Raw genomic sequence first — 11683 nt, 5'->3', positions numbered from 1 at the left:
CTACTTTCCCTCGAAGATCGGGGCGCGGCGCTCGGCGAATGCGGCCACACCTTCGGCCCAGTCCTGTGTGCTCATCAGCGCCAGCAACTCCTGCGGCTCGGTCTCGAGGACGATGTCGAGGGGGTCGTTACGCCGCAGCGCTGCCTTCATCCGGGCGAGCGAGAGCGGGGCCTTCCCGGCGAGGGTGTCGGCGAGCGCGTGCGCCGCGTCCAGTAGCCCGTCCGCGATGACGGCCGAGTGCGCCAGTCCCCACTCCAGCGCCTGGGCGCCGGTGAAGCGTTCGCCGAGGATCAGCATGTCAGTGGCCCGCCGCAGTCCGACGAGGCGGGGGAGTCGGTTGGTGACACCCCCGCCGACGAAGGTGCCGATGCCGACCTCGGGAAAGCCCATCCGGGCGTCCTCGGCGACGACGAGGAAGTCGGCGCTGACCGCCATTTCCGCGCCGGCACCGAGTGCGTATCCGTTGACCGCGGCAACGACCGGGGTGTCCATCGTCTGAATCTGCTCGCAGACTCTCTGACCGAGGTCGAGGTAGCGGGCCTGCTCTTCCCGGCTGCGGGTGCCGGACTTGTGGGCCTTCAAATCGGCGCCGACACAGAACGCGCGGCCTGCGCCGGTGATCACGACCGCGCGCAGGTCCGGATCGGAATCCGCCGCGACCAGTTCGTCGATCAGCGTCTGGTACAGCTCCTCGCTCACCGCGTTGAGGCGGTCGGGGCGGTTCAGGGCCAGGGTCGCGGTCGAACCCGAACGGGTTGCCAGGACGGTCGTCATCGTCTCACGTCACTTTCTCGTCGATCTGGTTGTAATGCGTTGTCCCGCTGACGGTGTGGCCGCAGGGGTGCTGCCGGTCGCGGTGCTTCCGGGAAGGGTTCCTGTCATCCATACAACCGCATCGCCGCGGCTGATGCAAGTAGAATTGCACGTTAATGTGAAATTGCAATTCGACAGCATGACAAGCCGGTTGCGATCCCGTCTCCCGTTGTGGCGCCTGGTGATTCGAGTCGTGGCGCGGGCTCTCGCCTTCGCGACGAACTTCATTTCGAGTGTCATCCGCGACCTGACCTTTCGGCGTTCGGGCTGGTGGGGGCACATTTCTGCGAACGCGACCTAAAATTGCATCTAGTAGGCAAAGTGCAAATTGACTTGCATAACGTGGCGGTGACGTGTTTCATGGCTGACACACAGTTACCTGGGTCACATCCGCGTTACACGGAAGAAGGCATCGTGCCAACCTCGATTTCCAGCTCGGAAACTCTCGAGCACTCCATCAACACTCGTCAGCTGACGATGATCGGCATCGGCGGCGTCATCGGTGCCGGTCTGTTCGTCGGCAGCGGCAAGGCGATCTCCTCCGCAGGCCCGGGCATAGTCCTGGTCTATCTGTTCACCGGGCTCCTCATCATCCTGGTGATGCGGATGCTCGCCGAACTGGCCACCGCGAGTCCCGAGACCGGTTCGTTCTCGACCTACGCCTCCCGCGAACTCGGTTCGTGGGCCGGGCTTTCCGTCGGGTGGCTCTACGCGTATCACTGGTGCGTGACAGTCGCCTTCGAGGCGATCGCCGGCGCCGCGATCGCGAACCAACTGATCCCCGCCGTGCCCACCTGGCTGTACGCACTGATCTTCATGACGGCGCTGACCGGGGTGAATCTGGCGGCGGTCACCTCCTTTGCGCGATTCGAATTCTGGTTCGCGATGATCAAGGTGACGGCGATCGTGCTGTTCATCGGTGTCGGCGTCGCCGCAATCCTCGGCGTCCTGCCGCACTTCGATTCTCCCGGCACCTCGAATCTGCTCGGGCACGGTGGATTGTTCCCGAACGGTCTTACCCCGCTGCTGATCGCCACCCTGACGGTGTTCTTCTCGTACTTCGGCACCGAACTGGTCACCATCGCCGCAGGTGAGGCGAAGGATCCGGTCAAGGCGGTCCGCAAGAGCATGCGCAGCGTCGCCTGGCGAATCCTGATCTTCTACGTCGGCTCCATCCTCGTCGTCGTCACCCTGCTGCCGTGGGACACCGCCGAGGTCACCAAGAGCCCGTACACCGCCGTGCTGAACCTCCTCGGCCTGCCCGGCGCGCACACCATCATGAACCTCGTCGTCCTCACGGCGGTGCTGTCCTGCCTGAACTCGGGCGTCTACTCCTCCTCCCGGATGCTCTTCTCGCTGGCCCGCCGCGGGGAAGGACCCCGGGTGCTCGCCCGGACCGGCAAGTCCGGAGTTCCCGTGAAGGCGGTGCTCGCGGCCTCCAGTGCCGGATTTTTCGCGGTCATCGCGAACTACTTCCTGCCCACCGGCGCCGTGTTCACCTTCCTGCTCAGCTCGTCCGGCGCCGTCGCCGTGGTGGTCTATCTGTGCATCTGTGGCACCCAGATCGTCGGTCGCCGCAAGAAGACGGCGGAAGAGAAGGCTGCGCTACCGGTCAAGATGTGGGGCTTCCCGTACCTGTCGTACGTGGTGGGTGTCGTCCTGCTCGCCATCGTCGCCGGTATGGCCTTCACCTCCGCCACCCGGACGCCCTTGGTGCTGACCGCGATCGTCACCGCGCTGGCCGTCGCTGCGGGCCTGATTCATCAGCGACGCACCACCGTTCCCGCCGAAAACAGCAACACCAGACTGGCCGAATCCCGTCAGCAGTAGCCCTCGCGCACAATGAGCGTGGGGTGCACCCGATCGGGTGCACCCCACGCTCCTGTGTGCGGACCGGGCGTGGATCGGCTAGTGGTGCTTGCCTGTCGCGGCATCGGTGACGTACACGCTGAAGCTGCTCAAGAGCTTCTCCTCCTCCAGGAGGGTTTCGCGCACCCGGTGTCCGAGAAGCTGTGCGACGCCGCCGGACATGGCCTGAGCGAGCGAGGTGAATGCTGTCATCGACCGCAACACCGAGGCGCTCGACGCGTCGATGTAGAAGGTGTCGTGCGCCGACGCGGCAAGCGGAGAGCTGGCATTGTCGGTGAACGCGATGACGTGTGCGCCACTGTGCCGCGCCCACTCGGCGGCCCGGACGGTGTCGACGCTGTAGCGGTGGATGGACATCGCCACGAAGCAGTCGCCCTCGCGGACCCGACGCAGGTCGTCGGTCAGCGAACCGACGCTGGCGTTGACCGTCTCCACGTCCTCGCGCAGCATGCGCAGCAGGTATCCGAGCAAGTACGCCGGCGCGTGGCACTTGCGCAACCCCATGACGTGCACACGCGGCGCGCGGGCGAGGTGCTCGACCGCTGAATCCCAGGTGGGATCCTCGATCCGGGCGAATGTGCGGGCAATGTTGGCCTGATCGAGCGCGACGGCCTGTTCCAGCAGTCCGGCTCCCTCCGCAGCCATGTGCTCGAGGTTGTCGAAACGACGCAGCAGCTGCGCCTGCTCCTGGAGGCGTTCGCGGCACAGGCGCGTCAGCCCGGGGTATCCCTTGAGTCCCAGCCCCGTCGCGAACCGTACGACGGTGGCCTCGTTGACGCCGACCGCGGCCGCGAGCTCCGAGATGGTCATGAACGCCACCGCCTCGGGGTCGGACATCACCCGTTCGGCGAGCTTCTTGTGCGACGGCGACAACTTGCCCTCGCGCTGACGAATCTCGGTGAGCAATTCCTCGAAGGTCGCAGGACCCGCCGACTTGAACTTCGTGGCCATGCGCGCCCTCTTCTCCTCGAAAATCTGTGGTCGATCACTGACGAGCTAACGCCATCGTAGTAGTTGGGAACTTGCTTCTAGACGTGCTACTGCAATTGCCGTTGCACTCTTCGGGTGTTCGTTTCGAAGCGGCTCGTATGCGTCTGCCGTGATGCCTGCACGACCGCTCACGGGCGATTGAGTGCAGGCGGTCCAGGGTAGTCGCCTCAGTAGGCCGCACGGTCAAGTCCATCCGTGGGAGTCGACGATGATGATCAGAATGCAGGTCGCGATCGCGGTGATCGTGGGATATTGGCTGGGCCGAGCCCGCCACACGAAGCTTGCCGCGGCGGGTGCCGGACGCCTCGCCGGCAGCCCGCAGGAGATGGTCGACCACGCTGCCACGCTGTTGGAGGCATCGCCCGAGTTCGCCGCCCTCGACGAATCGGTGCGTGGTCAACTCCTCGACGCAGTAAAGGTGGCGGCCGTGACCGCAGGCACCACCCGGAGCGACGTCGACATCGACCGTTTGCTCCCACACAGCGGTGACGAGATCCTCCGGACCGCCCAAGACCTGGCCGTGGGCGCCGTGGACCAGGTCGACGATCTCCCCGCCGATGACGTGGAGACCGACAGAGACGACGACACCGACGACGAGGAACCGGTCGCCGACGCGTCCGTCGCCGACGCGTCCGTCGCCGACGCGTCCGTCGCCGACGCGTCCGTCGCCGACGCTTCTACCGCAGATGAGGGGAGTGCTGCGGCGCCTTCACCGTCCACTGCCGAGGTTCGAGCCTGGGCCCGCGAACACGGCTTCCCCGTCTCCGACCGCGGACGACTACGCGCCGAAGTCTGGGAGGCCTACACCGACGCGCACCCCGAGCGTTAGGCCCGAGTCTCGGGAGCCAGCACGATGTCGAAATTGGTTCTGGCCCAGCTACGGTCATTCAGTTCGCGTCCATCCGGGGTGGGTGTGCCGGCGGGTTGCTACTCGAAGTGGGTGACCAGCGTCCGCTGGTGCGGTGCGGAGACCATGAAGTGCAGGTGCGCTGCCCGCACAGGGGAGCGGCCGGTGGCCTCGAGCATCCGGCCGACCGGACCGTCGTGCGGGACCGGTGTCAGCCCCCAGAATCGGTACCTTCCGTTGTCGTCGGAATACCGGTGGGCCCGGCCGGCGATCCGGTGATCGTCGTACTGGACGTCGTAGTAGCCGTCCTCGTCGCATTCCCACACCTCGATGCGGGCGTGGGGGACGGGACGGCCGTCGGTGTCGGTGACGCTGCCCTCGATCCAGCACGGTTGTCCGGTCGCACCGCCGGCGATGTCACCACCGCAGGATATTTCGGGTGCGTCGTCGACGATGAACGGACCGAACACGGTCGCCTCTTGCGCGATGTCTCGGTCAGCCCCCACACGTTCGTCCTTCCGAGCCGGCGTAGGTGGTCGGGACCGCCACGATCGGCAGCCCCGTGGTCAACGCCACCGCTTTCGCGAGCCCGGTGGCCGACCCGCCACCGACGCAGACCACGACGTCGACGTCGACGTCGACGTAATGGCCGCTGTCCGGGCCCGCTCGGCCACCCCCACCGGCACGTGCATCACCACCTTGTCGTGGCGATGCACGACCGGCAGGTCGGTGACGACCTGTTCGGCGCGCCCGGCCTCGGCCGCCGAGGCGATCACCATAACCCGGGACGCGTCCAGCCGGGGTACCTCGCCGGCGAGCATCGCCCGCGCCTCACCCGTGGCGAAACAGACACGCTGCGGCAAGGTTTCGTGTTCAAAACGCATGGTGCGTGTTCTCTTCGCTCAGTGAGAGCCGGTCGGCGAACCAGTCGGCGACGACGTCGTTACGTTCGTCGGCGTGGTTGTAGAGGGTGTGTTCACCGTCGTGCCACACCCGCAGGACCACGTCGCCGCCTGTCGCTCCGTCGAGGAACGGTTGCTGATCCTCCATGGTCACGAGGGGGTCGGCGCCTCCGTGCAGCACCATCAGCGGGCACCGGATCGACTCCTTGTCCGGGTCGAAGCGTAGGCGGGCGAAGTTCGCGGTGATCGCGGCCTCGTCGGCGGTGCCCAACATGGCGGCGGCCTGCTCGGTGAAGGCGCGGAACGGGAGCAACCGGGGCGCGGCGAACGAACCGTTGACACAGCATGCGCGGACGGCGGGATTGCGGGCGGCAGTCAGTGCCGCGAACAGTCCACCGACACTGTTGCCCCACACCCCGACCGGGCCACCGGACTGCTCGGTCGCGTAGCGAACGAAGTGGCCGTACGCGGCGGCCACGTCGACGTCCAGGTAGATTCGGTGCCGCAGCCGCGTCTCGCCCTGCCCGGGGCCCTCGGCCAGTATGGTCGCCACTCCACGTTCGGCGAGCGCGTCGGCATAGCGCAGGTACGTCGCACCCCACCCGCTCTGGCCGCCGAACACCACCACCGTGCCCACCGGAGTGCCTGTCGGCTTGACATGCCAGCCGACCAACGAGCTACGTGCGTAGGGCAATTCGACCTTCTTCATCGACGACGGAACCACCGCGGCTGCCGCGGCGACTGCGGCGCCGAATCTGTCGTACAGCTCCCGTTTGCGGTCGGTGTCCGAATTGATCGCCATCTGCGCGAATACGAAGGCGGCGGCCGCGGCCCGGAACTGGCGCCGGGCGGTCACCGCGTGTCCGGACCCCAGCGCGCACTCGGCCAACTCCAACCGGTGCTCACCCAGGCGCTCGGCGGCCACATCCCAGCGGTCACCGGCGACGATCGCCTGCTCGAGCAGGATGACGTCGGCGTGGAGCATGCCGCCGTCGAGCAACCGGGTCGCCGGCATCGCGCGACGGTGCGCCGCATTCTCCGCCGAGAGCCCTGTCTCGATGACGGTGTCGGTCACAGTGCGGCTCCCTCGGGTCGGCGGGTCGGCACTCCTACAGTTCCCAACGCGGCACGCAGGCCATCGACGAGTCCAGGAAGCTCGTGCATCGTTCCCGCGCCGTAGAGATGGAAATCGGGGCGCGAGGAACGCCTCGATTCCGTGCGCGGCCAGGTAGTCGGTGTAGGTCCCGTCGACGTCGGTGATCGAATGCGCGCTGCCCGGCTCGGTGGTTGCGAGGACGGCGCCGAGCGAATTCAGGAAGGCCAGGTGGTCGGCATCGAGCACCGCGCGGGGATCGGTTGTCGTGACAACGACGAAGCCCCACCCGAATACATCGTCGAATCGGCCCACTCGGTCTCCGACCGCGATGACGCCTTGCGGTGACAACGTCCCTGCCAACGACTGCGGAGTCCCGTCCTCCCGGGTGGCGATGACCCCGGTCGTGACGATGGGAAACGGTGGCATCGGCGGAATGTCGCCGCGCCGGAACGCGGCATCGCGGGCGGCCGCAGCCTCGGGATCCTTCAGATTCGCGACCCGGCCGAGTTCGACCGCGCACCGCTGGATGACCTCGACGTGGGGACGGCGTTCGGTCTCGTAGGTATCGAGCAGACCGTGGCCCGCACGCCCGGACAAGACCAGATCCAATTTCCATGCCAGCGCGATCCCGTCTCGCATCCCGGAGCACGCGCCCTGGCCCATGTACGGCGGCATCGTGTGCGCGGCATCGCCGGCGAGCAGTACCCGGCCGCTGCGCCACCTGTCGGCGGTGCGGGCAGAGAAGGTGTAGATGATCTGCCGCAAGATCCGGATGTCGTCCGGTCCCAGGCCGTGCCGCTCACGGAACCACGACCACGCGAATTCCGTGGACTCCATCTTCTCGGGATCGTCGCCCGGCAACACCGCGACCTCGAACCGCTGTCGGCTGCGTCCGATCGGCATGAACATGTTCGGGTGCGCCGGATCGCAATACTGCCGAGTGACCTCGAACTCGGGGCCGAGCGGACGGAGACACTCGGTGTCGATGTTCAACCAGCGGTCCTCGACGTGTAAATCCGAGCGTTCGACGCCCAGCGCGTTGCGCACGAAGCTGTTGGCACCGTCCGCGCCCACCACATACCGCGCTGTCACGGTCCGGTCCTCGGATCCGCTGGCCCACTGCTCGTCCCGGTCCCGCTTCCACGGCCGCACCACGAGCGTCACCTGGTCGGGCTCCTGCTCGACGGCGACGACACCGACTCCCTGGTTGACTTCGACATTCGGGTACGACCGGATGCGCTGATCGATCGCCGACTCGATATCCGGCTGGTACATCGAGTAATGGGCCTCGAACCCACTGGACCGCCCGGACCAGTCCACTTCGAGCAACAATTCGCCGTCGCATCCGCGCCATTCGTACACCTGTTTCGGGGAGGCATCACGCAGCGCGAACTCGATATCGCCGGCGGCCTGAACGATCCGCGCGGTCTCGCCGTCGATGTGAGTCAGGCGCGGAAGACCGTACAGATCCGGCCACCGCTCGAACACCACCACTCGGTGGCCCGCGCGACCGAGAAGCGACGAGAGCACAAGACCGGTCGGCCCGTATCCGACCACCGCGACATCGAAATCTGCAGACACCACAACTCCTTGCTACCTGGGGCTTTCTGCCCGATGCGATGAAGCTACGAGGGTGTGATCCAGGTCGCTATCCGCAACGCGCCAGAGGTAGCCGCATCACGCCACGAACTTCCGGCGGCGGTCCCGGTGCCCGCCGGGGATACCATCGGGATGACCGGGCGCTCGATCGGACGAGGTTGACGTGGGCATTCACCAATTCGATATGCACGATCCAGGACACGCCTCCGCGTTGCCGGGCCCACTGGCGCGCCACGACACACTCGCCACCGCCAGCGTCGACGAGTTCCGCCACCAGGCCTCCAGCCTGCTCAGCGAACACCGCATCCGTCGCATCGACGCGGTCGACACGGCGCCGTTCCGGGGCCGGGTGCGCGCGGCGTCGCTCGGCGATCTGCAACTGGTCTATCTGGAACAAGGCATCGGTATCGACGTCGACATCCTCGAACACCTCGACTACTACGACCTGATGCTCGCAGTGGAGGGCACCAACCAGATCACCTGCAACGACGCTCGCACACACGTCGGGCCTGCCCACGCCGCACTGCTGTCGCCGAGGATGCGCGCCCGGATGCAGATGGACGCGTCCTACCGGCAGATGCATCTGCGCATCGAACAACACGCCCTCGACCGTCGACTGGAGTGCCTGATCGGACGGTCCGCTCCCGGGCCGGTGATCTTCGATCTGTCCGTGGATCTGACGACGCCCCAACTGTCCACCTGGATGTCGTCACTGCAGGTAGTGATCCGCGACCTCGACGCGGAGAGTGGACTCACCGCCCACCCCCTCGCGGCTGCGAGCGTGCAGGACATGCTGCTCACCGGTCTACTCCTCGCACAGCCACACACCTACTCGGCAGTCCTCCACGACCACGATCAGCCTCGGCTCGCCCCCCGCGCACTCGCCCGCGCCGTGGAGTACTACGAACAACACCTCACCGAGTCGATGACGATCGGTGACGTCGCCCAGCACGTCGGTGTCAGCGTGCGGTCGCTGCAACGCGCGTTCCAGGAGGATCTGGGCACGTCACCGAGTCGCTATCTCGAGTCGCTTCGACTGGCCCGGGTCCGGGAGGATCTTCTCGCACCGAACGGGCCGGACACGGGGTCGGTGACAGACATCGCCTACCGGTGGGGCTTCGTTCACCTTTCCCGATTTGCGGCCGCATACCGGCGGCGGTACGGCGAAACCCCCTCTGCCACAAGGCTCCGAGCGAATCACCATTGATGCGTGGATCAGTGGATGTAGGCTTCTCGTGATGCCGGGGTGAATTGTGCTGCAATGCAAGGCTGTACGGTCCGCACTGAGGCGACGTGGGAGTTGTGCGGGTTCGTGGTGCAGCCAGGCGCAGCCCCCGCCAACGATGGGAATCAGCTGGCAGGGGCGCTACACGGACAGCCTGCACGTCGTGACGAGCGGCGTATCAGTGATTTTCGTGAGACGCAGCGTGGAAGTCCATAGAGTGTGACCTATGCCATTGCATAGTTTTCCGACTGCCTGAATTACCGACCGGTAGGTGCAATTCCGAAGTCCGTTATCCGGCAACCAAGGCGAAACGCGAACATGTGACATGAAACACACGTAATTCTGCGGAGAAGTCCGACGTTCGGGAGCGAGTTGTGGTGCTGTCTCTTCTCGAGGCCCGACAGGGGTATGGGTGTAGGTATATCGGCCGTTGTGCCGGTGGCGAACTCGGGTGAGTGTATGTGGTGCACCGTCACCGACGTGGCAGTCAGAACCCCTGCATGTGAAAGAAAGAGTTTGTCATGGCACGGATCAGCAAGAAATCGGGGGCCGATCTATTGGATGCGTTGCGTGTCAGTGTCGTTGGCACCGTCGTGTGCGCCGGACTGGTCATGGGCGTGATCGTCGTGGCGATGTGGAATTTCCCGGTGCCGGGCGTGTAGGCCGGCGGTGACTCTTGTCCTTCGCTAGTTCCGGCGGTCCGAGGGTGCAACATCGGGCGGCCGTGTGGCGATATAGCTGACGGGGATTGGTTGTGCCCGTGGGTGCGGGTGGGCGGTGACAGACGTGCGGCACCTGTGGCGGGCGTCGTGTGGTGTGGAAGGAATTGAGAATGTTCGGGACGGGTTTGGGCGCGATGGTGGGCCTGCTGGTGGTTGCGCTGCTGGTGGTTCCCGTGTCGTTCGGTGTGGCGGCACGTGCGGATGCGAAGGCCCGCCGTCTGTCGGGGCCACCTGCGTCCGATGCGAATGAGGGGCGATCGGTCGCGGTCGCGGAAATGACCGGCCGGTGCAATCAGTGGCGGCAACTCGCCACCCAGGCGTGGCTGATCTGCGGCGGCGCCTCGCTGGTCGCGGTGGTGGTCGTGGGTGTGCTGATCTGCGTCGGGTGAGGACGGCGGGCGCCGATCCGTCTGTGAATGCGGTGATCGGTCGGGTGAACCGAAGCGGCCCGGTCGGAGTGGATTTCCGCTCTGACCGGGCCTCGCCGTGACGTATGGAAAGACACCGCTTCGGTCCCCGCCGCGCTCGTGCGGTCGGTGGATCGCAGCGCAACGGACTGCTTCAATCACCCTCGGCCGGTATGGATTTGGCGGGCGAAGAGTGCATCGGCGCGGTGCACTGGGTGTGTACCGTCGCGAGGAAATGGTAGATCCACCGGCGGGCCGCATCGCAGAGGTGTGATCTATGCCACACAGGTATTTCCGTGTCGGGCGATGGGCTCCTTCGGGGATCGGGGGAGTTTCGGTCTTGCACATACAACCGATTGGTTGTATGTTTTGGGTGTGTCAGAGACAGATGAGGACCGGGCCGATGCCCTGTTCCACGCGCTTTCCGACCGAACGCGGCGCGACATCATGCGTCGCGTGCTGGCCGGAGAACATTCCGTCTCGGCACTGGCAGCGAAGTACGATATGAGTTTCGCTGCCGTCCAGAAGCACGTCGCCGTCCTCCAGAAGTCCGGCTTACTCGTCAAACGACGCAGCGGCCGTGAACAACTCGCCACGGGCGATGTGGAAGCAGTGCGCGCGGTGTCGTCCATGCTCGCCGAGTTGGAACAGGTTTGGCGTGGACGGATCGCCCGCATCGACGAACTGATCGCAACGGAACCGCAATGGAAGGAATGAACGATGCCTGTCACCAATGTCAGCCAGGACACCGATGCATTGACCCTGACCATCACCGCCGAGTTCGCCGCACCCCGAGCACGGATCTGGCAGATCTATGCCGATCCCCGCCAGCTCGAGAAGATCTGGGGCCCGCCGACGTACCCGGCGACGGTCGTCGACCACGAGTTCGCCCCCGGCGGTCGGGTCACGTACTACATGACCGGCCCCGAGGGTGACAAGCATGCGGGCTACTGGAACATCGTCTCCGTCGACGAACCGACCGGCTTCACCTTCACCGACGGATTCGCCGATGCGGATTACACTCCGATCGAATCGATGCCGGTGTCCACCAACGAGTTCTCCTTCGAGGACAAAGGCGGCAGCACCGTTGCCACCTACGTCAGTACCTATGCGACCGCCGAAGGTCTCCAGCAGGTGCTCGACATGGGCGTAGTCGAGGGTTCCTCGCAGGCGATCGGCCAGATCGACGATCTCATCAGGGGTTGAGCGTACC

At 65.7% G+C, this 11683-nt stretch carries 10 protein-coding genes and 2 pseudogenes; 7 read left to right on the top strand and 5 right to left on the bottom strand.

Features of this window, described 5'->3' with window-relative positions; genetic code table 11:
- A complete protein-coding gene (locus tag JWS14_RS02545) occupies nt 1-774 on the bottom strand; it encodes an enoyl-CoA hydratase/isomerase family protein (RefSeq protein ID WP_206012419.1) in 774 nt (257 codons plus the stop codon).
- A gap of 453 nt (nt 775-1227) precedes the next feature.
- On the opposite strand from JWS14_RS02545, the gene JWS14_RS02540 reads away from it, so the two are divergent.
- Nucleotides 1228-2643: an amino acid permease gene (locus JWS14_RS02540; RefSeq protein WP_241031234.1), complete on the top strand. Its 1416-nt coding sequence runs from the start codon at nt 1228-1230 to the stop codon at nt 2641-2643.
- A 78-nt stretch (nt 2644-2721) separates the two neighbouring features.
- Here the strand turns inward: JWS14_RS02540 and JWS14_RS02535 are convergent, their stop codons facing one another.
- Nucleotides 2722-3633: a MurR/RpiR family transcriptional regulator gene (locus JWS14_RS02535; protein WP_206012417.1), complete on the bottom strand. Its 912-nt coding sequence runs from the start codon at nt 3631-3633 to the stop codon at nt 2722-2724.
- A 247-nt stretch (nt 3634-3880) separates the two neighbouring features.
- Between JWS14_RS02535 and JWS14_RS49870 the strand changes: the two genes are divergently transcribed.
- On the top strand, nt 3881-4501 hold the full coding sequence (locus JWS14_RS49870; RefSeq protein ID WP_338051131.1) for an Lsr2 family DNA-binding protein: 621 nt from the start codon (nt 3881-3883) through the stop codon (nt 4499-4501).
- Here JWS14_RS49870 and JWS14_RS02525 read toward each other — a convergent pair.
- The 3 genes and pseudogenes from JWS14_RS02525 to JWS14_RS49865 all read right to left on the bottom strand — a co-directional run.
- Nucleotides 4498-5004: pseudogene (locus JWS14_RS02525) on the bottom strand (dioxygenase family protein); the annotation flags it as partial. The gene JWS14_RS49870 and the pseudogene JWS14_RS02525 overlap by 4 nt on opposite strands.
- Nucleotides 4998-5403 (bottom strand): annotated as a pseudogene (locus JWS14_RS02520) (iron-containing alcohol dehydrogenase); the annotation flags it as partial. The pseudogenes JWS14_RS02525 and JWS14_RS02520, both read right to left, overlap by 7 nt.
- Nucleotides 5393-8098: a bifunctional 3-(3-hydroxy-phenyl)propionate/3-hydroxycinnamic acid hydroxylase gene (locus JWS14_RS49865; protein WP_241031233.1), complete on the bottom strand. Its 2706-nt coding sequence runs from the start codon at nt 8096-8098 to the stop codon at nt 5393-5395. The gene JWS14_RS49865 and the pseudogene JWS14_RS02520, both read right to left, overlap by 11 nt.
- A 202-nt stretch (nt 8099-8300) precedes the next feature.
- On the opposite strand from JWS14_RS49865, the gene JWS14_RS02505 reads away from it, so the two are divergent.
- The 5 genes from JWS14_RS02505 to JWS14_RS02485 all read left to right on the top strand — a co-directional run bounded on the left by JWS14_RS02505 (nt 8301) and on the right by JWS14_RS02485 (nt 11676).
- A complete protein-coding gene (locus tag JWS14_RS02505; protein WP_095864048.1) occupies nt 8301-9323 on the top strand; it encodes a helix-turn-helix transcriptional regulator in 1023 nt (340 codons plus the stop codon).
- Between the two features lie 539 nt (nt 9324-9862).
- Entirely contained in the window at nt 9863-10003 is a 141-nt protein-coding gene (locus JWS14_RS02500; RefSeq protein WP_167372227.1) for a hypothetical protein, read from the top strand.
- Nucleotides 10004-10173: 170 nt separating this feature from the next.
- Complete coding sequence (locus JWS14_RS02495; RefSeq protein WP_206012416.1) at nt 10174-10452, top strand: hypothetical protein; 279 nt, start codon at nt 10174-10176, stop codon at nt 10450-10452.
- A 393-nt stretch (nt 10453-10845) separates the two neighbouring features.
- A complete protein-coding gene (locus JWS14_RS02490) occupies nt 10846-11187 on the top strand; it encodes an ArsR/SmtB family transcription factor (protein WP_072943269.1) in 342 nt (113 codons plus the stop codon).
- A 3-nt stretch (nt 11188-11190) separates the two neighbouring features.
- Complete coding sequence (locus tag JWS14_RS02485; protein WP_072943271.1) at nt 11191-11676, top strand: SRPBCC family protein; 486 nt, start codon at nt 11191-11193, stop codon at nt 11674-11676.
- Nucleotides 11677-11683: the final 7 nt, after the last annotated feature.

It is taken from the genome of Rhodococcus koreensis, from assembly GCF_017068375.1.
Lineage (GTDB): Bacteria > Actinomycetota > Actinomycetes > Mycobacteriales > Mycobacteriaceae > Rhodococcus_F > Rhodococcus_F koreensis.
The sequence above is the reverse complement of the archived record's forward strand: the minus strand, read 5'-3'. Positions and strand labels throughout refer to the sequence as shown.